23 protein-coding genes are annotated in these 20,892 nt (G+C 73.4%); 14 read left to right on the top strand and 9 right to left on the bottom strand.

Features of this window, described 5'->3' with window-relative positions; translation table 11 throughout:
• Positions 1–43: 43 nt before the first annotated feature.
• Together IE241_RS34890 and IE241_RS04825 are read right to left on the bottom strand one after the other, a co-directional pair.
• The gene (locus IE241_RS34890) at positions 44–124 is read right to left on the bottom strand and encodes a putative leader peptide (protein WP_372504660.1); all 81 of its coding nucleotides are present in this window, start codon (positions 122–124) and stop codon (positions 44–46) included.
• A gap of 78 nt (positions 125–202) precedes the next feature.
• The gene (locus tag IE241_RS04825; protein WP_229898743.1) at positions 203–532 is read right to left on the bottom strand and encodes a TlpA family protein disulfide reductase; all 330 of its coding nucleotides are present in this window, start codon (positions 530–532) and stop codon (positions 203–205) included.
• A 309-nt stretch (positions 533–841) separates the two neighbouring features.
• Here IE241_RS04825 and IE241_RS04820 point away from each other — a divergent pair, with 309 nt between their 5' ends.
• Positions 842–1,573, top strand: a complete 732-nt coding sequence (locus IE241_RS04820; protein ID WP_190020284.1) for a lysophospholipid acyltransferase family protein — start codon at positions 842–844, stop codon at positions 1,571–1,573.
• A 102-nt stretch (positions 1,574–1,675) separates the two neighbouring features.
• Here IE241_RS04820 and IE241_RS04815 read toward each other — a convergent pair whose 3' ends face one another.
• The 3 genes from IE241_RS04815 to IE241_RS04805 are packed head-to-tail and all read right to left on the bottom strand — an operon-like array spanning position 1,676 to position 4,937.
• Positions 1,676–2,758, bottom strand: coding sequence for a threonine aldolase family protein (locus IE241_RS04815; RefSeq protein WP_229898742.1), 1,083 nt, complete (start codon positions 2,756–2,758; stop codon positions 1,676–1,678).
• Positions 2,755–3,516: an SDR family NAD(P)-dependent oxidoreductase gene (locus IE241_RS04810; RefSeq protein WP_190020282.1), complete on the bottom strand. Its 762-nt coding sequence runs from the start codon at positions 3,514–3,516 to the stop codon at positions 2,755–2,757. The genes IE241_RS04815 and IE241_RS04810 overlap by 4 nt, the downstream gene beginning before the upstream one ends.
• A gap of 23 nt (positions 3,517–3,539) precedes the next feature.
• Complete coding sequence (locus IE241_RS04805; protein ID WP_190020281.1) at positions 3,540–4,937, bottom strand: DUF6421 family protein; 1,398 nt, start codon at positions 4,935–4,937, stop codon at positions 3,540–3,542.
• Between the two features lie 411 nt (positions 4,938–5,348).
• Between IE241_RS04805 and IE241_RS04800 the strand changes: the two genes are divergently transcribed.
• The 3 genes from IE241_RS04800 to IE241_RS04790 are packed head-to-tail and all read left to right on the top strand — an operon-like array spanning position 5,349 to position 7,992.
• Positions 5,349–6,293, top strand: coding sequence for an ABC transporter substrate-binding protein (locus IE241_RS04800; protein ID WP_190020280.1), 945 nt, complete (start codon positions 5,349–5,351; stop codon positions 6,291–6,293).
• Positions 6,290–7,207 (top strand): amino acid ABC transporter permease, encoded by a 918-nt coding sequence (locus IE241_RS04795; protein WP_229898741.1) that lies wholly within the window; start codon positions 6,290–6,292, stop codon positions 7,205–7,207. Before IE241_RS04800 ends, IE241_RS04795 begins: the two co-directional genes overlap by 4 nt.
• Positions 7,204–7,992, top strand: coding sequence for an amino acid ABC transporter ATP-binding protein (locus tag IE241_RS04790; RefSeq protein WP_190020278.1), 789 nt, complete (start codon positions 7,204–7,206; stop codon positions 7,990–7,992). Before IE241_RS04795 ends, IE241_RS04790 begins: the two co-directional genes overlap by 4 nt.
• 105 nt (positions 7,993–8,097) lie before the next feature.
• Here IE241_RS04790 and IE241_RS04785 read toward each other — a convergent pair whose 3' ends face one another.
• Complete coding sequence (locus IE241_RS04785) at positions 8,098–8,640, bottom strand: GNAT family N-acetyltransferase (RefSeq protein ID WP_190020277.1); 543 nt, start codon at positions 8,638–8,640, stop codon at positions 8,098–8,100.
• Positions 8,641–8,864: 224 nt separating this feature from the next.
• Here IE241_RS04785 and IE241_RS04780 point away from each other — a divergent pair, with 224 nt between their 5' ends.
• The 6 genes from IE241_RS04780 to IE241_RS04755 all read left to right on the top strand — a co-directional run bounded on the left by IE241_RS04780 (position 8,865) and on the right by IE241_RS04755 (position 14,413).
• The gene (locus IE241_RS04780; RefSeq protein ID WP_190020276.1) at positions 8,865–9,458 is read left to right on the top strand and encodes a DUF5134 domain-containing protein; all 594 of its coding nucleotides are present in this window, start codon (positions 8,865–8,867) and stop codon (positions 9,456–9,458) included.
• Positions 9,459–9,587: 129 nt separating this feature from the next.
• Positions 9,588–10,538, top strand: coding sequence for a M56 family metallopeptidase (locus tag IE241_RS04775; RefSeq protein ID WP_190020275.1), 951 nt, complete (start codon positions 9,588–9,590; stop codon positions 10,536–10,538).
• Between the two features lie 154 nt (positions 10,539–10,692).
• Positions 10,693–11,400: a phosphatase PAP2 family protein gene (locus tag IE241_RS04770; protein ID WP_190020463.1), complete on the top strand. Its 708-nt coding sequence runs from the start codon at positions 10,693–10,695 to the stop codon at positions 11,398–11,400.
• A 70-nt stretch (positions 11,401–11,470) separates the two neighbouring features.
• Positions 11,471–12,166 carry an HAD family hydrolase gene (locus IE241_RS04765; protein WP_190020274.1) on the top strand — a complete coding sequence of 232 codons (696 nt, stop codon included), beginning with the start codon at positions 11,471–11,473 and terminating at the stop codon, positions 12,164–12,166.
• 148 nt (positions 12,167–12,314) lie between these two features.
• The gene (locus IE241_RS04760) at positions 12,315–12,932 is read left to right on the top strand and encodes a TetR/AcrR family transcriptional regulator (RefSeq protein WP_190020273.1); all 618 of its coding nucleotides are present in this window, start codon (positions 12,315–12,317) and stop codon (positions 12,930–12,932) included.
• A 119-nt stretch (positions 12,933–13,051) separates the two neighbouring features.
• Positions 13,052–14,413: an FAD-dependent oxidoreductase gene (locus tag IE241_RS04755; protein ID WP_190020272.1), complete on the top strand. Its 1,362-nt coding sequence runs from the start codon at positions 13,052–13,054 to the stop codon at positions 14,411–14,413.
• 50 nt (positions 14,414–14,463) lie between these two features.
• Here IE241_RS04755 and IE241_RS04750 read toward each other — a convergent pair whose 3' ends face one another.
• Positions 14,464–14,829: an ArsR/SmtB family transcription factor gene (locus IE241_RS04750; RefSeq protein WP_229898739.1), complete on the bottom strand. Its 366-nt coding sequence runs from the start codon at positions 14,827–14,829 to the stop codon at positions 14,464–14,466.
• 164 nt (positions 14,830–14,993) lie between these two features.
• On the opposite strand from IE241_RS04750, the gene IE241_RS04745 reads away from it, so the two are divergent.
• The 4 genes from IE241_RS04745 (at position 14,994) to IE241_RS04730 (ending at position 19,183) form a co-directional block, all read left to right on the top strand.
• Positions 14,994–16,088, top strand: coding sequence for an NADH:flavin oxidoreductase/NADH oxidase (locus tag IE241_RS04745; protein WP_190020270.1), 1,095 nt, complete (start codon positions 14,994–14,996; stop codon positions 16,086–16,088).
• Positions 16,089–16,331: 243 nt separating this feature from the next.
• Positions 16,332–17,009, top strand: a complete 678-nt coding sequence (locus IE241_RS04740; protein WP_190020269.1) for a uracil-DNA glycosylase — start codon at positions 16,332–16,334, stop codon at positions 17,007–17,009.
• Positions 17,010–17,085: 76 nt separating this feature from the next.
• Complete coding sequence (locus tag IE241_RS04735) at positions 17,086–18,144, top strand: N-acetylglucosamine kinase (protein WP_190020268.1); 1,059 nt, start codon at positions 17,086–17,088, stop codon at positions 18,142–18,144.
• A gap of 106 nt (positions 18,145–18,250) precedes the next feature.
• The gene (locus IE241_RS04730; RefSeq protein ID WP_190020267.1) at positions 18,251–19,183 is read left to right on the top strand and encodes a sirohydrochlorin chelatase; all 933 of its coding nucleotides are present in this window, start codon (positions 18,251–18,253) and stop codon (positions 19,181–19,183) included.
• 191 nt (positions 19,184–19,374) lie between these two features.
• Here the strand turns inward: IE241_RS04730 and IE241_RS04725 are convergent, their stop codons facing one another.
• On the bottom strand, positions 19,375–20,484 hold the full coding sequence (locus tag IE241_RS04725; protein ID WP_190020266.1) for a lactonase family protein: 1,110 nt from the start codon (positions 20,482–20,484) through the stop codon (positions 19,375–19,377).
• Between the two features lie 76 nt (positions 20,485–20,560).
• Positions 20,561–20,881 (bottom strand): DUF2180 family protein, encoded by a 321-nt coding sequence (locus IE241_RS04720; protein WP_190020265.1) that lies wholly within the window; start codon positions 20,879–20,881, stop codon positions 20,561–20,563.
• Positions 20,882–20,892 lie beyond the last annotated feature (11 nt).

Raw genomic sequence — 20,892 nt, 5'->3', positions numbered from 1 at the left:
TTCTGCTGGAGGGTCGAGCCGGTCTGAACGGTCGTCGCAGTGCTCACGCGCCCGGACAGCACGCGCTCGCCGTCCGCAGCAGGTCGACGTGCGCGCGTCCGTGGAGAAACGGTCCTGGCCACATAACGTCACACTGACGATTCGCGGTGCGGAGCGTCAAGTGCGGTCCCGGAGATGGGAGAGGGATCACGATCACGACACTTCACACCGCCGCCCCGAGCGCCGCGATGACGTCGGCCCTGCGCGGCTGCCCGGCCGCGCGGCGCACGATGCGGCCGGCGGCGTCGAGGACGAGGACGGTGGGCGTCGCGGTGATCTCCAGGGCCCGCACCAGGGCGAGGTGCGCCTCCGCGTCGACCTCGACGTGGGCGACCCCGTCGACCATGGCCGCGACCTGCTCCAGGGTCCGCCTGGTCGCCCGGCACGGCTGGCAGAAGGCACTGGAGAACTGCACGAGCGTGGCGCGCTCCCCCAGCTCCCCGCCGATGTCGGCGGCCCCCAGCCGCAGCCCCTCGTCGCCCTCGCGCCGCACCTTCTGCCTCGCTTTCCCGTTTTTTCCAGACCCTTGCGGGTTTATCTAGACCCTTGCGGGCCATGCGTCCCCAGGTGCAGCGCCGTGGGCACCGGGGAAAATTCCGCCGCGCTCACCGGCTGGTTTCGGGCCTACGTGATGAGGATCTCCCGGCCGCCGGGGCGTCCTCGCTGGCCCCGGGCCGGGCATTCAGGCACGATCTGGCAGAAGCCACACCCTACGGCCGCGTAACTTAGCCGGTACGTCAAGCAACACAAGCAGCACTTCAGCCGGGAGTCCCCTCCCCAGGCCCGGAAGGAACCTCCCCCGATGGCAGAGCTCGTCTACCCCCCGGTGATCGGTGTCGCCCGCACCATGTTCAAGGCGCTCGACCTGCGCTTCGACATCCAGGGCGCCGAGCACGTCCCGGCGCGCGGCGGGGCGGTCCTGGTGAGCAACCACATCGGCTACCTCGACTTCGTCTTCTGCGGCCTGGCCGCCCGCCCCGCCAAGCGGCTGGTGCGGTTCATGGCGAAGGAGTCCGTCTTCCGGCACAAGGTGTCGGGGCCGCTGATGCGGGCGATGAAGCACATCCCCGTGGACCGCGCGGCCGGCATGGACGCCTACAAGCACGCGCTCTCGGCGCTGCGCTCCGGTGAGATCATCGGGGTCTTCCCGGAGGCGACGATCTCCCCGTCGTTCACGCTCAAGAACTTCAAGTCCGGCGCGGCACGGCTCGCGCAGGAGGCCGGGGTGCCGCTGCTGCCGATGGCGCTGTGGGGCACCCAGCGGCTGTGGACCAAGGGCCACAAGCGCGACCTGGGCCGCAACCACGTGCCGATCGCGATACGGGTCGGCGAGCCGATGACCGCCGACCCCGCCGAGCACGCGGACACCGTCACCGACCGGGTGCGCTCCCGGGTGCAGGACCTCCTGGAGGCGGCCCAGCGCGCCTATCCCGTGCGCCCCAAGGACGCGAACGACACCTGGTGGATCCCGGCCCACCTCGGCGGCACGGCGCCCTCGCCCCACGAAGCGGCGGCCATGGACCGGCGCCGCTAGGGCTCTGCCTCCAAAGCCCTGTAAAGACCGGAAAGGGGCACTCGGCCGCACTCGCGGCCGGGTGCCCCTTTCCGGTCTTTTCCGCCGTTTTCAGGCGAGCCGCTACTGGCGGCCCATCTCCTCGGCCAGGGCCGCCGCGAAGGCGTCGACATCGGCCTCGGTCGTGTCGAAGGAGCACATCCAGCGGACGTCGCCGGCGCCCTCGTCCCAGAAGTAGAAGCGGTAGCGCTTCTGCAGGCGCTCGCTCACGTCGTGCGGAAGGCGGGCGAAGACGGCGTTGGACTGCACCGGGTGCAGGACCTCCACGCCCTCGACGGCCCGCACGCGCTCGGCCAGGCGCGCGGCCATGGCGTTGGCGTGCGAGGCGCTGCGCAGCCACAGGTCGCCGCTGAGCAGGGCCTCGAACTGCACCGAGACGAACCGCATCTTGGAGGCGAGCTGCATCGACATCTTGCGCAGGTGCTTCATCGCCCGCACGGCGTCCGGATTCAGGACGACGACGCACTCGCCGAAGACCATGCCGTTCTTCGTGCCGCCGAAGGAGAGCACGTCCACGCCCGCGTCGGTGGTGAAGGCCCGCAGCGGGACCCCGAGGGTGGCCGCGGCGTTGGCGATGCGCGAACCGTCGAGGTGGACCTTCATGCCCCGCTCGTGGGCGTGGTCGCAGATCTCGCGGATCTCCTCGGGCGTGTAGCACGTGCCCAGCTCGGTGGTCTGGGCGATCGAGACGACCTGCGGCTGCGCCCGGTGCTCGTCGTCCCAGCCGAAGGCCTCGCGGTCGATCAGCTCCGGGGTGAGCTTGCCGTGCCCGGTGGGCACCGTCAGCAGCTTCAGGCCGCCGACGCGCTCGGGCGCACCGCACTCGTCGACGTGGATGTGCGCGGTGCCGGCGCAGATCACCGCGCCCCAGCGCTCGGTCAGGGCCTGGAGGGCGACGACGTTGGCGCCCGTGCCGTTGAAGACCGGGAACGCCTCGGCGGTGGGGCCGAAGTGGCCGCGCATCACGTCCTGGAGGTGGGCGGTGTAGTCGTCCTCGCCGTAGGCGACCTGGTGGCCGCCGTTGGCGAGGGCGAGCGCCGCGAGGATCTCGGGGTGCACGCCCGCGTAGTTGTCGCTGGCGAAGCCGCGCACCTCGGGGTCGTGCCGGCGTATGGCGTCGGTCGCGGCCGACGGGTTGGTGCTCACGCGTGCGGAGTCAGCCACAGACGGGATCCGTTCACTTCCTGGGCGGGCTTGTCCCACACGCCGACGATGGCCTCGGCGAGGTCCTTGACGTCGGTGAAGCCCGCGAACTTCGCGTTCGGGCGCTCGGCGCGCATGGCGTCGTGCACCAGTGCCTTGACGATCAGAATGGCGGCGGCGGCCGACGGCGCCTCCTCGCCCGCGGCCTTGCGGAAGGAGTCGGCGAGGGCGAGCGTCCACGCCTCGGCGGCGGCCTTGGAGGCGGCGTAGGCGGCGTTGCCCGCGGTGGGCTTGCTGGCGCCCGCCGCGCTGATGAGCAGGAACCGGCCGTTTCCGCTGCGCTGCAGGGCGGGCTCGAAGGCCAGCGAGGTGTGCTGCACGGTGCGGATGAGCAGCTTCTCGAGCAGCTCCCAGTCGGCGAGGTCGGTCTCGGCGAAGGAGGCCGAGCCGCGCCAGCCGCCCACGAGGTGGACCAGGCCGTCGATGCGGCCGAACTCCTTCTCGGTGCGGTCCACCCACTGGCGGGTGGCCTCGAGGTCGAGGAGGTCCACGATGTCGCCGGTGACGGTGGCACCGCCGTGGGCGTAGCGGGCGGCGTCCACGGCCTCGGCGAGGCGGGCCGCATCCGCGTCCGACGCGACGACCGTGGCACCGGCCTCGGCCAGTCGCAGCAGCGTGGCGCGGCCTGCGGGGCCGGCGGCCCCCGCCACAGCCACGACGGCGCCGTCCAGCCGGCCGTTGCCGTTGGTGGGAGTGCTCATGGTCGTCTCCTTCGTCTGCTCGCTCACGCGGCCACCCGCTCGGCCTTCGCCGCGGTGATCCCCTTGGTCGAGGCGATCACGTGACGCAGCTTCTTGGCAAGCGCCTCGTAGAACATGCTGAGCGGGAACTCGTCCGGCAGCACGTCGTCCACGAGCTTGCGGGGCGGCTGGGCGAGGTCGAGGGCCTCGGGGCCCTTGGCCCAGACGGAGCCGGGGTGCGGAGCGAGGTAGGTGGAGACCAGCTCGTAGGCGGCGAGCCAGTGGACCAGCTTGGGCCGGTCGATGCCGTCGCGGTAGAGCTTCTCGATCTCGCCGCAGAGCTGGTTGGTGACCTGCGGGGCGCGGTCCCAGTCGATGTGCAGAGTGTTGTCCGTCCAGCGTACGACGTCGTGCCGGTGGAGGTACGCGAAGAGCAGCTGACCGCCGAGGCCGTCGTAGTTGCGGACGCGGTCGCCGGTGACCGGGAAGCGGAACATCCGGTCGAAGAGGACGGCGTACTGCACGTCGCGGCCGTGCGAGTTGCCCTCGGCCTCCAGCTTCACGGCCTCCTTGAAGGCGGTGAGGTCGCAGCGGAGCTCCTCCAGGCCGTACATCCAGAACGGCTGCCGCTGCTTGATCATGAAGGGGTCGAAGGGCAGGTCGCCGTGGCTGTGCGTGCGGTCGTGGACCATGTCCCACAGGACGAAGGCCTGCTCGCAGCGGTGCTGGTCGCCGATCATGTCCTGGATGTCGGCCGGGAGCTCCAGGCCGAGGGCGGAGACGGCCGCCTCGGTGACGCGGCGGAAGCGGGCCGCCTCGCGGTCACAGAAGATGCCGCCCCAGGTGAAGCGCTCGGGTGCCTCGCGGACGGCGATGGTCTCCGGGAAGAGGACGGCGGAGTTGGTGTCGTAGCCCGAGGTGAAGTCCTCGAAGGTGATGCCGAGGAAGAGCGGGTTGTCGTAGCGGGTGCGCTCCAGCTCGGAGAGCCACTCGGGCCAGACCATGCGCAGGACGACGGCCTCGAAGTTGCGGTCGGGGTTGCCGTTCTGGGTGTACATCGGGAAGACGACCAGGTGCTGGCGGCCGTCCTCGCGGTGGGCGGCCGGCTGGAAGGCGAGCAGCGAGTCGAGGAAGTCCGGCACGCCGAAGCCGGCGTCGGCCCAGCGGCGCAGGTCCGCGACCAGGGCCGCGTGGTAGGCGGCGTCGTGCGGAACGAGCGGCGAGAGCTGCTCGACGGCCTCCGCGACGCACTCCACCTGGGCCCGGACGGTCTCGCCCGGTGGGGCGCCCTCGGCGGCGAGATCGATGGAACCGTCCTGGGACTGCCACGGCCGGATCGTTTCCACGGCGTCCTTGAGCACGGCCCACGCGGGGTGATCGATCACCGGGTCGGCGGCCGTTTTGTCGGTCGCTATCGCCGACGACGCAAGGATTTCCGTCATGGCTGCCCCTCCTCGGGAGAACTTGGTGTTAAGACACCGTATCTGTGCGCGCTTCTCCTGCTCAAGAGGGGAGGCCACAAATTATCCTGCCGAACCCCCGGTCGGGCCGACGTTTTTCCTGCACCCCTCCGCCATATGCGCCCTCATGGGTACGTTTCCGTCACACCAGTCCCACAGACCCCATGAGCTGTTCTAGGCGGGATCCGGCCATTCCCCTGCCCGCCCGGCTGAGCGCCGCCCCGGGGCGCCCCGGGGCGCCCCCGCCACCGGGCGCCCCGCCTCCGGCGCCCCGTCCCCCGGGCCTACCCCTGTACCGCCGGTGAATTCATGAAAGTGCAACAGTCTTCCGGTATGCGGACGGTTGGTGATCCGACCTGGACAGCGTGGTGATCACGCTGCCAGTCTCCCGCCATGCCCGTCGTCAACCGGCCCACGCGCCGCACCGCCACGCCCGCCGGCACCCGCCGCACGGCCCGCCTCGCCGCCTCCTTCGCCGTCCTGCTCACGGCCGCCGTCGGCTGTGCTCCCCAGGACGACACCGGTTCCTCCTCCGGCTCGGGCTCGGGCGCCGGCAAGTCCTCCGCCGCACCGCCCACCGCAGCCGCGTGCGCGAAGGACAAGCTGGCCACGCAGACCCCCGGCAAGCTGACCGTCGGCACCGACAAGCCCGCCTACGCGCCCTGGTTCCAGGACGACGACCCCGCGAGCGGCAAGGGCTTCGAGTCGGCGGTCGCCTACGCCCTCGCCGAGCGGCTCGGGTACGGCCGGGCCGACGTGGTCTGGCAGACCGTTCCCTTCAACACGGCCGTCGCCCCCGGCGCCAAGAAGTTCGACCTCGACGTCAACCAGATCTCCGTCAGCGACGAACGCCGCCGGGCCGTCGACTTCTCCTCCGGCTACTACGACGTCCGCCAGGCCGTCATCGCCCTGAAGGACTCCCCCGCCGCCAAGGCCCGGAGCGCCGCCGACCTCAAGCACGTCAAGCTCGGCGCCCAGGTCGGCACCACCAGCCTCGACGTCGTGAACGACGTCATCCGGCCCGACCGGGCGCCCGCCGTCTTCCAGAAGAACGACTACGCCAAGACGGCGCTCAAGAACGGCCAGGTCGAGGCGATCGTCGTCGACCTGCCGACCGCCTTCTACATCACCTCCGCCGAGGTCCAGGACGCCCGCATCGTCGGCCAGTTCGCCGGCACGGGGGACAAGCCCGAGCAGTTCGGCTTCGTCCTCGACAAGGGCAGCCGCCTCACCTCGTGCGTCTCCGGCGCCGTCGACTCCCTCCGCAAGGACGGCACACTCGCCCGGCTGGAGAAGAAGTGGCTGTCCGAGGCCGCCGACGCCCCGGTGCTCAAGTGAGCTCCGGGGAAGCGGCCGCCGCCCCCGAGGGCGCCGCACCGTCCCTCGCGAAGGCGGCCGCCGAGGACGCCTACACCCCCTCGGCACGCCGCCTGGAGCGGGAGCGCTTCAAGCGCGCCCGGGCGCGCCGGGCCACGGCCGTCGCCGCGTGCAGCACGCTGATCACGGGCGCCGTCCTGTTCGTCGCCGTCGTCAACTCCCCCGGCTGGCCACGCACCCGTGAAACGTTTCTGAGCGGGCACTACGCGCGCGAGGCGCTGCCCAAAGTCCTCGACGGGCTGTGGCTGAACCTCCGCCTGCTGGCCGTCTGCGGGGCGGCCGTGCTCGTCCTGGGGCTGCTGATAGCGGTCGCCCGGACGCTGCGCGGCCCGGTCTTCTTCCCCCTGCGTGCGCTCGCCACCGCCTACACCGACTTCTTCCGCGGGCTGCCGCTCGTGATCTGCCTGCTGATGGTCGTCTTCGGCGTGCCGGCCCTGCGGCTGCAGGGCGTGACGACCGACCCCGTGCTGCTGGGCGGGACCGCGCTCGTGCTGACGTACTCGGCCTACGTCGCCGAGGTCTTCCGCGCGGGCATCGAGTCCGTGCACCCCAGCCAGCGCGCCGCCGCCCGCTCGCTGGGCCTCAGCGCCCGGCAGACCCTGCGCCACGTCATCCTGCCGCAGGCCGTGCGCAGGGTCGTGCCGCCGCTCCTGAACGACCTGGTGTCCCTGCAGAAGGACACCGGCCTCGTCTCGATCGCGGGCGCGGTGGACGCCGTCTACGCGGCGCAGATCCTCGCGAGCAAGAGCTTCAACTACACGCCGTACGTCGTCGCCGGGCTCATCTTCGTCGCCCTCACCATCCCCATGACCCGCTTCACCGACTGGGTCACGGCACGGACGGACCGCCGGCGGGCACAGGGAGGAATCGTATGAGCGACGTGACGGACGCGAACCCGGCCGGCAGCACCGGTACGCGGCCCGTGCTGCGCATGGAGGCCGTCCGCAAGACCTTCGGCGGCACGGTCGTGCTGCGCGACGTGGACCTGGAGGTCGCCCCGCACACGGTGACCGCGCTCATCGGCGCCTCCGGATCGGGCAAGTCGACGCTCCTGCGCTGCGCCAACCTGCTGGAGGAGATCGACGACGGGGCGATCCTCCTCGACGGCGAGGACATCACCGACCCGCGCGTGGACCCCGACGCCGTCCGCCGCCGCATCGGCGTCGTCTTCCAGGCCTACAACCTCTTCCCGCACATGACCGTGCTCGACAACATCACGCTGGCGCCGCGGCGGGTGCACGGCGTCGCCCGCGCGGAGGCCGAGGAGCGGGCCCGGGAGCTGCTGGACCGGCTCGGCCTGGGCGGCAAGGCCGGCGAGTACCCGGACCGGCTCAGCGGCGGCCAGCAGCAGCGGGTGGCGATCGTACGGGCGCTCGCCGGCCGGCCGCGGCTGCTGCTCCTGGACGAGATCACCGCAGCGCTCGACCCCGAGCTCGTCGGGGAGGTGCTGGGCGTCGTGCGCGACCTCAAGGAGGACGGCATGACGATGGTCCTGGCCACCCACGAGATGGGCTTCGCCCGGGACGTCGCCGACCAGGTGTGCTTCCTGGACGGCGGCGTGGTGCTGGAGCGCGGCACCCCCGCCGAGGTCTTCGGCGCGCCGCGGCAGGAGCGCACCCGGAAGTTCCTGCGGCGGATCGTGGAGGCGGGCCGGCTGTGAGGTAGCCAGCTGTGCGGTAGCCAGCTGTGCGGTAGCCAGCTGTGCGGTACCGGCTGCGATGTAAGGGGCTCTGCCCGTGGAGCAGAGCCCCTTACAGCAGCTCCTTTACTGCAGTTCCTTGATCAGCAGCTCGAACTCGAGGTCGTCGCGCTGCGGGATGCCGAAGCGCTCGTCGCCGTACGGGAACGGGCTCATCCGCCCGGTGCGCCGGTAGCCGCGCCGCTCGTACCAGGCGATCAGCTCGTCCCGCTGCTTGATCACGGTCATGTGCATCTCGGTCGCGCCCCAGCCGGCGCGCACGAGCCGCTCGGCCTCCGCGATGACGACCTTGCCGAGCCCGCCGCCCTGCATCTCCGGGCTGACGGCGAACATCCCGAAGTACGCGTGGGTCCCCCGGTGTTCGAGCTGGCAGCAGGCGACTATCTCGCCGCCGCGCTCGACCACGAGCAGACGGCTGTCCGGGTCCGTCACCACAGCCTTCACGCCGTCGGGGTCGGTGCGCTGGCCCTCCAGCAGATCCGCCTCGGTCGTCCACCCGGCGCGGCTCGCGTCGCCGCGGTAGGCCGATTCGACGAGCGCGACGAGAACGGGCACGTCGTCGACGGTCGCGTCCCGGAAGGTCGTCTCCGTGCTGCTGGTGGTCTCCATGGTGTTCCTGTGGTCCTCTCCGTACGGTTCCGGCTCCACGTGCACACTAACCCGGGCCCGGAGAAACACCGCCGGGCCCTTGCGCGCCCCTGACATGCCACCGCGCGTGCGCGGGCGCACTCTCACGCGTTCAGTGCTCCGCTTGTGCGCCTGTGCGCTCCCATGTGCTCTCGCCGCCGGGGGAATCAACCGTGGGTGGGTCTGCGCGTCCGGGGAGGTGTGCCGTGCACGGACCGCCGCTGATCGGCTGGCTGCTCGTCGCGGTATGCGCCGCGACGGGCGCGTACTGCCTGGTGCGCCTCCGCGCGCGTGAGGGAGCGGGAGGGGAGCGCCGGGCCGTCGGGAGCGACGCCCTGATGGGGCTCGGCATGGCGGCCATGGCCGTGCCGCCGGCCGTCCTGGACACCCGGCCCTGGGGCGCGCTGCTGTTCGCCGTCGTCTTCGGAGCCGCCGGGGTCCACACGCTGCTGGGCGTGGCGCGGGGCCGCGCGGACACCCACCATCTGCACCACGCCGTGAGTGCGTTCGCCATGGTCTATATGGCGCTCGCGATGGCGGGCACCCCGTTGGGCGGCCGCGCGGAGCACACGGGGGCGGGGGCCACGCACGCCGCGGGCGCACATGTCCCGGCCGGCACACCCTTGCTGACGGGACTGCTGCTGGTGTACTTCGCCGTGTACGTGGTCCGCACGGTGGCCGTGCTCGTCCCCGTCACCGTGGCCGCCGGGCAGGTGTCGTGGCCGGCCCGGCCGGATCTCACCCATGCCTGCAGGCTGTCCATGGGCATCGGCATGCTGGCGATGCTGCTGACGCTGTGACCCTGAGCCCGCCTCCCGCGGGGGCGGCCGTGCAAGCAGCCGTGCAAGGCGTCACTTCGGCCGTGGCATGCATCACTTCACACACCGGACCGTACCCGTGGGCGCTGCCCCGCTCATAGGCTGACGGCCATGATGGTCCCGCTCGCGCTGCTGGTCCTCGGCGCACTGGTCGCGGCCATGGCCCCGCGCGTGCTGACCCGCTCCGACTGGCCCGACCGCGAACCGGTCGTGGCCCTGTGGGTGTGGCAGTGCGCGGTGGCGGCCGTGCTGCTGTGCTGTCTGCTCGCCATGGCGCTGAGCGCCGCAGCGGCCTGGGAGGCCGTGCGCGGGCATGTCTTCGCGATCGCGCCGCACGGCGTGGTCGAGGCCTACGCCCTCACCGCCTACGGTGCGTGGGCCGCGCCCCTGGCCGTGGCGCTGGCGAGCGGCGCCGTGTGGACCGCCGCGATGCTGACCCGCGAGATCAGCTGGTCGCGGGCCCGGCGCCGGCAGCGCCGCGCGGAGCTGCTCGTGCGCTCCCCCCGGCTGCCCGGCGAGGAGCCGGGCGAGGACCGGCTCGTGGTGCTGGAGGGGGACCGCCCCGATGCGTGGTGGCTGCCCGGCGGCGCCGCGCCGCAGCTGGTGATCACGACCGGCGCCCTCCGCCGCCTCAAGGGCCCCCAGCTCGATGCGGTGCTGGCCCACGAGCAGGGGCACGCCCGGGCCCGGCACCACTGGCTGCTGCACGTCTCCTCGGCGCTGGCCAACGGATTCCCGCAGGTCCCGGTGTTCGCCGCGTTCCGCGACCAGGTGCACCACCTGGTGGAGCTGGCGGCGGACGACTCGGCGTCGCGCCGCTTCGGCCGTATGACCACGGCGCTCGCCCTGGTGGAACTGAACGAGGACCGCGGGGTGTTCGGGCCGTGCCCGACGCAGCTCTCCCAGGTGCCGACGCGGGTCCACCGGCTCCTGGCCCCCGCGCCGAGGCTGACGGCCGCGCGGCGGCTGCGGCTGACGGCGGTCGCGGCGCTGGTGCCCGCGGTGCCGCTCCTGGTGACGTTCGTACCGGGGCTCAGCGCGCTGAGCTGGTCCGGGTCGTAGCACCCGCCCGGACCGTAGCCCCGGCCCAGGCCGAAGAGCCCCGTCCGGACCGTAGCCCCGGCCCAGGCCGTAGAGCCCGTCCGAGTCGCGGTCCAGGCCGGAACGGCCCGCAGGAGTGGTGGCCCCTCCGGTCCCCATGCGCGAGGATCTGCTGATGCACGCCCCTCCGCGCCCCTCGCCTGCGCTCCGCCGTTCCCCGTCCCTCCCCCGCTCGGTGCCCGTCGTGACGGGTCTCGGCCTCGCGGCCGTCTTCGGTGTCCTGCTCACCCTGGTCGCGGGCGCGTGGGAGCCGCTCGTCTCGCTGGACCGGCACGTCGCGGACGGCTTGCACACCGTGGCCGTGGAGCACCGGGGCTGGACCCGGTTCGTCCGCGTGCTCTCCGACTGGCTGTGGGACCCGTGGACGATGCGCGCCGCCCTGGCCCTGGCGGTCCTGTGGCTCCTGCGGCGGCGCGACCGGCTGCTCGCCGCCTGGATCGCCGGGACGTCGGCCCTGGGCACCGCTCTGCAGCAGGGCATCAAGGCGGCCGTGGGCAGGGCTCGTCCGAGCTGGCCGGATCCTGTGGCGACCGCGCACTACGCGGCGTTCCCCTCGGGGCACGCCCTGACGGCGACGGTGGCGTGCGGGCTCCTGGTGTGGCTGCTGAGGAGGCACGGCGTACGGGCGCGAGGCCTGCGTGCCGCCGCGGCGGCGGGCGCGGTGTCGGTGCTCGGAGTGGGCTTGACCCGCCTCTACCTGGGGGTCCACTGGGCGTCGGACGTCGTGGGCGGCTGGCTGCTGGGCGGGGCGCTCGTGGCCGTTTCGGCGGGGCTGTTCGGCATGGTGACGCAGCGACAGGGACACGAAAGGCTTGGCGGATGAAGGGACTTCGTGGGGTGCACCGGAGAGAAATCGCCACAGCGCGGCAGGCAGGAACGGCGGAGGCGGCGTCATGACGCTCAAGGGGGTGCTCTTCGACTTCTCCGGCACGCTCTTCCGGGTCGAGCCCACCGCGTCATGGCTGGCCGCGGCCCTGGAGCGTACCGGAGTGCGCATGAGCGAGGCCGAAGCCGCCCGGGCCGCCGAGCGGTTGGAGGAGGCGGGCGCCCTGCCGGGAGGCGGGCACCCGCTCTCCGTACCACCGCACCTGGCCACGGTGTGGGCCGAACGCGACCGCAGTGCGGAGCAGCACCGCGCCGCGTACACGGGGATGGCGCGTGAGGTGCCGCTGCCCCGGCCGGAGCTGTACGACGTGCTGTACGAGCGGCACATGGAACCGGCGGCCTGGCGCCCGTACGCCGATGCGGCCGGTGTCCTCGGGGAACTGCGGCGGCGTGGGATACGGACGGCCGTGGTGAGCAACATCGGCTGGGACCTGCGGCCGGTGTTCCGTACGCACGGCCTGGACGCCTGCGTGGACGCCTATGTGCTGTCCTTCGAGCACGGGGTGCAGAAGCCCGATCCCCGGCTCTTCCTGGCGGCCTGTCAGGCGCTCGGGCTGACGCCCGGGGAGGTGCTGATGGTCGGTGACGACCGCCGGGCCGACGGGGGCGCCGCCGCGCTCGGCTGTGCGGTGCATCTGGTGGACCACCTGCCGGTCGGGGAGCGGCCCGCCGCTCTGCGCCCGGTGCTCGGCCTGCTCGGCTGACAGGCGCGGTTGCCACGCTGGTCTGGGCGGTCCCCCGCGCCGCCCAGGCCAGCCGACACGCCGGTGCCGTACCACGCCCGGGCGGGCAGGGCACCGGATTCCTCCCTGAGTATATTGGCCCGGAGCCAGTCAACGCAGGAGTTGTGGAATGTCCCCGCGCAGCGCGTCGGCCAACGAGGAGATGCGCCGCCGTTCCCGTGAGCGGCTGCTCCAGGCCACGGTCGAGCTCGTCGGTGAACGCGGGTACGAGGCGACGACGCTCGCCGACATCGCCGACCGGGCCGGCACGGCGCGCGGCCTGGTCTCGTACTACTTCCCCGGAAAACGGCAGTTGCTGCAGTCGGCGGTGCACCGGGTGATGCACCTGGAGCTCGAGGCGGGCCTGGAGCGCGCCCCGTGCGCCCGGGACGGCCGCGAGCGCCTCGCACGGGCGATCGACGCGATCCTGGGCCTCGCGCGGGACCGCCCCCTGCTGATGCGCACCCACATGGCCGGGATCCTCCAGGCGGAGGGCTTCATCCAGTGCCCCGAGCAGCAGCGCCTGGCGCACCTGCTGCACGACACGGTGGCGGCCTACGGCTCCCCCGACCCCGACTCGGACTACCCGCTGCTGCGCGCCCTGCTGATGGGCGCCGTCGTGGCGGTCCTGCTGCCGGGCGCACCCATGCCGTTCGAGAGGCTGCGGGCCGAGCTGTTCCAGCGCTACGGGCTCGACTGGGAGCTGGGCGTCCCGCCGGGCGCCGAGCCGCCGCCCGCGGGCGCCTGACCCGCACGGCCCACCCGAACCGGCCATGACCACGCGTCGCACTCCCGTCCCGCGCTCACCGGTGCGATCCTGGAGGGATCTGCGGGACATCTGCGGAGGTCTGCGGAAAGGGGCCCACCGTGCTTCGCGTCGCAGTGATCGGGTCGGGGCCGAGCGGGGTCTACACCGCTCAGGCCCTGGTGCAGCAGCAGGACGTCCCCGGCGTGACGGTGGACGTGCTGGACCGGCTGCCCTGCCCGTACGGGCTGGTGCGCTACGGGGTCGCCCCGGACCACGAGAAGATCAAGTCCCTGCAGGGCAACCTGCGGGCCGCCATGGAGCACCCCGCCATCACGTTCTTCGGCAACGTCCCGGTGGGGGACGACCCGCGCGGCCTCGCGCCGCGGCGGCTGCTGGAGCTCTATCACGCGGTCGTCTACTGCGTAGGCGCCGCGGCCGACCGGCGGCTCGGCGTCCCGGGCGAGGATCTGGCCGGCAGCTTCTCGGCCACCGAGTTCGTCTCCTGGTACAGCGCCCACCCGGATGCGGCACCGGACGGGTTCGTGCTGGGCGCGCGCTCCGCGGTCGTCATCGGCGTGGGCAACGTGGCCGTCGACGTGGCCCGCGTGCTGGCACGCGGCCCGGGCGAACTGCACGGGACCGACGTGCCGCACGCCGCGCTGTCCGCCCTCGCGGCCAGCCGGGTCACGGATATTCACGTGGTCGGCCGGCGCGGCCCGTCACAGGCGAAGTTCACCACGAAGGAGCTGCGCGAGCTGGGCGCGCTGCCCGGCGCCGAGGCGCTCGTACGGGCGGATGAGGCGGCGCTCGACCCCGCGTGGGGCGATCCCGCCGGGCTGCCCGCGGTGGGGCGGCGCAACGTCGAGGTCCTGCGGGGCTGGGCAGAACAGCCGCCGGGCGGCCGCCCGCGCCGCATCTACCTGCGGTTCTTCCTCCGCCCCGCCGCGCTGCTCGGCGGCGATGACGGGGCGGTGCGCGCCGTGCGCTTCGAGCGGACGGCGCCCGACGGGCGCGGCGGCGTCGTCGGCACGGGCGAGTTCGAGGACATCGAGGCTCAGCTGGTGCTGCGCTCGGTGGGCTACCGCGGGGTGCCGATCGCGGGGCTGCCGTTCGACCCGGAGCTCGGGATCGTGCCGCACGAGGCGGGCCGCGTGCTGCGGGAGGGCGTCCCGTCGCCGGGCGAGTACGTGGCGGGCTGGATCAAGCGCGGCCCCACGGGCGTCATCGGCACGAACCGCTCGTGCGCGAAGGAGACGGTGACGTCCCTGCTGGCGGATGCCGGGGCGCTCGCGGCGCGCCGGCCCGCGCCGGTGGACGACGCGCATGCCGTCCTGCGGGCGGCGGGGCGAGAGCCCGTGGAGTGGCCGGGCTGGCTGGGGATCGAGGCCGCGGAGGCCGCTCTCGGCGAGCGGCTGGGCCGCGGGCCGGTGAAGATCCCCGACTGGGAGGGGCTGCTGGCCGCGGCCCGCGCCGGCGGCTGAGCGGCTCGGGCCCCCTGGCCGGCCCCGGACCCGAGACCCCGGACCCCGGCTCAGGAGGGGACGGCGAGGCGCGACGCCTGTCGTCCGGCCGCCTCGAGGACGGTGCCGAGCAGCCCCGGGAAGAGCGATTCGAGATCGTCACGGCGCAGGGCGTTCATCTTCGCCGTGCCCCGGTAGACCTGCCGGACCACGCCGTTCTCGCGCAGCACCCGGAAGTGGTGCGTCGTCGTCGACTTGCTGACCGGGAGGTCGAAGACCGAACAGTTCAACTCGCCCTCGACCGCGGCGAGGTCGCGCACGATCTGCAGGCGCATGGGGTCGGAGAACGCGTGCAGCACGCCTTCCAGGCGGATCTCCGCGCGGTCGGGGTGCTCCAGTGAGCGGCCGCTCGACGGCGGACGGTTCTGTGCTGGCACGGCTGCTCCTCCAGGTGCGTCGGGCTCTCCGCGACGCCTCCATTGTACGAAGGGCATCGTAGTTTGACATCCCTCGTACTACGATGAGTATCGTACGAACCGTGCCCGCCGCGGAGCCTTCGCGGTCGGGAAGACGTCGCCGTGAAGCGCCTAGGAGAGCTGCCGTGACCTCCCTGTTCACCCCGTACACCCTGCGTTCGCTCACGATCCCCAACCGGGTCTGGATGGCCCCGATGTGCCAGTACAGCGCCGAGGTCTTCGGCCCGGGCGCAGGCGTCGCGAACGACTGGCACTTCGCGCACTACACCGCCCGGGCGACCGGCGGAGCGGGGCTGATCCTCGTCGAGGCGACCGCGGTCGGCCCGCAGGGCCGGATCAGCCCGGCCGACCTGGGCCTGTGGAACGACACCCAGGTGAACGCGCTGCGCCGCATCACCTCCTTCTTCGAAGAGCGCGGCACCGTGGCCGGCATCCAGCTCGGTCACGCAGGCCGCAAGGCCGCCACCGACCGGCCGTGGCGCGGCGACGGGCCGGTCGGCCCGGAGGAGGCCTGGCAGACGGTGGCCCCGAGCGCAGTGCCGTACAACGAGGAACACCGCGTCCCCGACGAGCTGACGGTGGAGCAGATCCAGGAGATCGTGGGGCAGTTCGCGGACGCGGCACGGCGCGCCCTGGCCGCAGGCTTCCGGGTCGTCGAGGTGCACGGCGCCCACGGTTACCTCATCCACGAGTTCCTCTCCCCGCTCAGCAACCGCCGCACGGACCGGTACGGCGGATCGTTCGAGAACCGGGCGCGGTTCGCGCTGGAGGTCGTGGAAGCGGTGCGCGAGGTGTGGCCGCAGGAGCTGCCGGTGTTCTTCCGGGTCTCGGCGACGGACTGGGTGACGGAGAACCCCGAGGACGGGCGTGACGGCTGGACCGCGGGCGACACCGTGCGCCTCGCACACGAGCTGCGGGCGCGCGGCGTGGACCTGATGGACGTCTCCACGGGCGGCATCACCTCCGGCATCCGCATCCCCACGGGCCCGGGGTACCAGGCGCCGTTCGCCCGGCGCGTCCGCCAGGAGGCCGGCATACCGACCGCCGCGGTCGGCCTCATCACCGATCCGCGGCAGGCGGAGAAGATCATCGCCGAAGGCGACGCCGACGCCGTCCTGCTCGGCCGCGAACTCCTCCGCGACCCCCACTGGCCGCACCGCGCAGCGGCCGAACTCGGCGCGGCGAAGCGCTTCCCCGACCAGTACGCCTGGGCCGTCTGACACACCTGTGAAACACCTGGGCCGTGTGAGGCGTGGGGGTGACGGGCCCCACCGCCGGCACCCTTACGGCTGAATCTGCCGGGCGCGGATCCATGCAGGCGCGCACCGCTCCGCGCCCGGTTCCCCGCGGCCGCCCGCGCCGTCCGGCCGCGGGGGCCGGAATACGGGCGCGGCCCCTCCTTCGCGTACGATCCTGGACTTGCGCAACTGCCAGCAGTTTGTTTACAGGGAGGGGCGGCAGCTGTGGCTGCACGACCTTTGAACGAGATCGTCGAACCGGGCTGGGCCAAGGCCCTGGAGCCGGTGGCGGACCGGATCGCCGCGATGGGTGACTTCCTGCGCTCCGAGATCGCCGCGGGCCGTACGTACCTGCCGTCGGGCGCCAACGTGCTGCGCGCCTTCCAGCAGCCGTTCGACGACGTCCGGGTGCTGATCGTGGGTCAGGACCCGTACCCGACACCGGGTCACGCCGTCGGGCTGAGCTTCTCGGTCGCCCCGGAGGTGCGGCCGCTGCCCGGCAGCCTGGAGAACATATACCGCGAGCTCCACACCGACCTGGGACTCCCCCGCCCGTCCAACGGCGACCTCACCCCGTGGACCCGGCAGGGCGTGCTGCTGCTCAACAGGGCGCTGACCACCGCCCCGCGCAAGCCGGCCGCGCACCGGGGCAAGGGCTGGGAAGAGGTCACCGAGCAGGCGATCCGGGCGCTGGTCGAACGGGGACGGCCGCTGGTGGCGGTCCTGTGGGGCCGCGACGCCCGCAACCTGCGGCCGATCCTGGGCCAGGTGCCGTCCGTGGAGTCGGCGCACCCCTCCCCCATGTCGGCCGACCGCGGTTTCTTCGGCTCGCGGCCGTTCAGCCGGGCCAACGACCTGCTGGCGCGGCAGGGCGCGGCCCCGGTGGACTGGCAGCTTCCGTGAGCCGGGTCCGATCAGGACCGGCGCGGCTGACGCGACCGACACAGCTGACGCGACTGAAACGACCGGCACGACCGGCATGACCGGCCATGTCCTGGGGGTCGACTCCGGCGGCTCGGGGGTCCGGGTCGCCCTGCGCCCGGTCCCCGGTGACGGCCCGGACCTGACCTGGTCCTCCGCCGTCCCCGCCACGGTCGGCGCCAAGGGCGTCGACGCCCGCAGCCTGCTCGCCCAGGTGGTGCCGGCGGCCAGGGACCTGCTGGCCCGGGCCGGGGCGCAGCACTGCGAGGCCGCCTGCGTCGGCGCCGCCGGCATGGCCTCCCTCGGCGGCGATCTGCACGCCGCCCTCCCCTCCGCCCTCCGTGAGGCCCTGGGCGTGCGCACGCTCGCCCTGGCGTCGGACGCGGTCACCGCCTACGCCGGTGCCCTGGGCCAGCGGCCGGGAGCCGTCGTCGCCGCGGGCACCGGGCTGATCGCGTTGGGCACGGACCTGACGGCGGAGGGCGGCTGGCGGCGCGCCGACGGCTGGGGCCACCTGCTCGGCGACTGCGGCAGCGGGGCGTGGATCGGCCGCGCCGGGCTGGAGGCGGCGATGCGCGCGTACGACGGGCGGGCGGGCGGTTCGCAGGCTCTGCTGGAGCGGCTGCGCGCGGTCTTCGGCCCGGCGCCGGAGCTGCCCGCCGCCCTGTATCCCCGCGCGGACCGGCCCGCCGTCCTCGCCTCCTTCGCGCCCGAGGTGGGCCGGTGCGCACCGGCCGACCCCGTCGCGGCCGGCATTCTCCGGCGGGCGGCCCGGCACATCGCCGAGGCGGCCGCGGCGGTCTGCCCGCCTCCCCGGTCCGGCCGGGAAGGGCCTCCCGCAGAAGCGGCCCGGCGGACGGACGGAGTGGGTGAGGTCACACAGGGGACGAGCGAGGCCGGCGGGACGTACGAGGTGGCACTGACCGGAGGCCTCCTCCGTATGGGCACCCCCCTGCTCACACCCTTGTTCGAGGAATTGCACATGCAACTTCCTCATGCGCGACAGGTCGCGGCGGCGGGCGAGCCGCTGGACGGCGCATTGTGCGTGGCGGAGGCCCTGCTGACGGATGGTCTGCTACTGCCCGCCGATCCGCCGATGCTCCGGATCGTTTGCTGAACACTTCTGCGATGAGCGTATTTTCGGGCGAATAAATCCGGACAGACGCCACCGAGACGCCCCCACCCGAACGGCCCAGTGCCCCGAACGACTAACATGCGGCGCCATGAGCTCCCCCACAGGGCCCGCGCCTGGCCTGCCTGTACGAATGCCGCGACCCCGTCAGCCCGGACGGCACCGGCGGCCGGAGCCGGCGGCAGCGCCCGTCGGTGCTCCGCCGCTGGTTCTCGCCGTTCCGGGTCTCCCCGACACGGCGACGCGCCTCCTCGCCGAGGAGACCCTCAGCATCGCGCGCTCCGAGCTTCCGGGCCTCGACGCGCGCATCGGCTACGTGGACGCCGACGGCACCGCCGAGGGCTACCCGTCGCTCGAGTCCGTCCTCGCCTACGCCGCCGCCCAGCGCGCCGCTCGCGCCGGCGAAGCCCGCGAAGCCGGTGCCGAGGACGGCGCCTGGGACCAGTGGCCCCCGGCCATCGTGGTGCCGCTCCTGGCCGGTCCGGACAACTCCCTCCTGCGCCGGATCCGCCAGTCCGTGATGAGCAGCGGTTCCGCCGCGGAGCTCACCGACGCGCTCGGCCCGCACCCGCTGCTCGCCGAGGCCCTGCACGTGCGTCTGTCGGAGGCCGGCCTGGCCCGCGCCGACCGCGCGCGACTGTTCACAGTTGCAACGGCCGCGGACGGGATCATCCTGGCGACGGTCGGTGGCGAGGAGGCCGTGCAGGCCGCCGGGATCAGCGGCATGCTGCTCTCCGCCCGCCTCGCCGTGCCGGTCCTCGCGGCCGCGCTGGACATCGAGGGCGACATCGCCCGCGCCGCCGACCAGCTGCGCGCCTCCGGCTCGCGGAACCTGGCGCTCGCCCCGGGCCTCATCGGCCCGGAGATCGCCGAGGGCCTCGCGGACGCCGCCGCCAAGGAGGCGGACTGCACGGCAGCCGCGCCGCTCGGCGCCTACCCGGCGATCGGCAAGCTCGTCCTGGCCAAGTACGCGGAGGTCCTGGGCATATCCGTGCAGCCGCCCCAGGGCGTTCCGGCGCGCTGACCCGTACGACCGACGAGGCCCTGCGACCAGACCGTGCCGTGACTGTCTGACCGCTCGTCCCGTCCGTTCCACCTCTGCTTCCCGAAAGAGGGGCTCCCGCCGCGCGGGGCCCCTCTTCGGCCGTTCCAGGGCCCGTACGGTACGGGTTGTGCCGCCTCAGGCGATGATCGGCTTGCGCACCGCCGGCCGCCTCAGGCGAAGATCACGCAGGACGCAGCCGGCACGGGGACCGAGCCCGCGAGCCGCGGCGTCCCGGTCTCCGGGTCCACCGCGAACCAGGTGACGTCGCCGGAGCGCTCGTTGGCGGCGTACAGGTGGCGGCCCGACGGGTGCAGCGTCAGGTCCCGCGGCCAGACGCCCCCGCAGCCGACGACCTCGGGGAGCCCGAGGACGTCCCCGGATGCGTCGAGGGCCAGGACCGAGATGCTGTCGTGGCCGCGGTTGGCCGTCCACAGGAACCGCCCGTCGGCGGAGACCACCGGCGCCGAGGGGTACGTCCGCACACCCTCGCCCGGCGGCAGGACCCGTGTCTCGCCGAGTGGTTCGAGCACTCCGTCCGCGCCGTTCCAGCGGCAGACCGTGACGCTCGGGACCAGCTCGTTCAGCACGTAGACGCGGTCGGTCACCGGGGAGAAGACGAGGTGCCGGGGTCCCGTGCCGGGCCGCAGCGGCGTCTCCCCGTGCGGGCGCGGCAGCCCCGTCACCGGGTCGAGGAGGTACGTCCACACCGAGTCCGTGCCGAGGTCGACGGCCAGGAGCCTGCCGCCCGAGGGGTCGGGGACGACGGCGTGGGCGTGCGGGCCCTTCTGCCGGTCGGCGTCCGGGCCGCCGCCCCGGTGGGCCATGACCGCGGCCGGTGCACCGAGCCCACCGCCCGTACGGACCGGGAGGGCGCTGACGCTGCCCGAGCCGTAGTTGGCGGTGAACAAGTGGCTGCCGGTGACGGCCAGGTGCGTGGGGCCGTCACCGCGTACGGGAACCGGCGGTCCGAGCAGCTCTGGGCGTACGGGGTCCGCCAGGGAGAGCGCCGCGGCGGCGCCCTCGTCGGTCTCGCCCACCGCGTACAGCACGTCGGCCCCCGGCGAGAGGGCGAGGAAGGAAGGGTTCGGCACAGCGTCCGTGGAGCCCAGGAGCGTCAGCGCGCCCGTGCCGGGGTCGGTCCGCGCGACCGTGATCCCCCGGCCGCCGGCCTCCGTGAACGACCCGATGTACGCGAGGAGCCCGCGCTGCCCGGCCTGTCCGGTCTGCCTTGCCTGCCCGGCCCGTTCGTCCTGCGCGCCCTGTCCGCCGCCGACCGCCATCCCGCCGCCTTCCCCGCCCGCCCCGCCCCGAACTCTGTGATCCCGACGCTACACGGCGGTACCGGCCCGCCCCAGGTCAGGCCTCTGCAGGGCACTCCGCGGCCCCGCGGGCACCCGCGGAGTCCGGCCCCGGTGCGGCGGGCCCCGGCGCGGCCGGGACAGGAGCGCGTCGCGCTGCCGGAGCGGCGGGCAGGCCGTTCCGGGCGGCGTGGCAGGTGAGGCACAGCACCTGCCGGGCCGGGGTGGGGCCGTGGGAGACGCCCATGCCGTTCGGGCGGTGCAGCACAGGGCGGATCATGCGGAGGTGGTCGGGGCAGAGGCCGGAGTGACAGCCGTGGCAGACGGCTACCGCAGGGGTGTGGGCGCTGTCGGCGGCGTAGCAGTCGTAGCAGTTCATCCAAGTTCTCC

It is taken from the genome of Streptomyces hiroshimensis (assembly GCF_014650335.1).
In the GTDB taxonomy this organism is placed as follows: domain Bacteria; phylum Actinomycetota; class Actinomycetes; order Streptomycetales; family Streptomycetaceae; genus Streptomyces; species Streptomyces hiroshimensis.
This window is presented reverse-complemented; position numbering and strand designations above follow the sequence as displayed.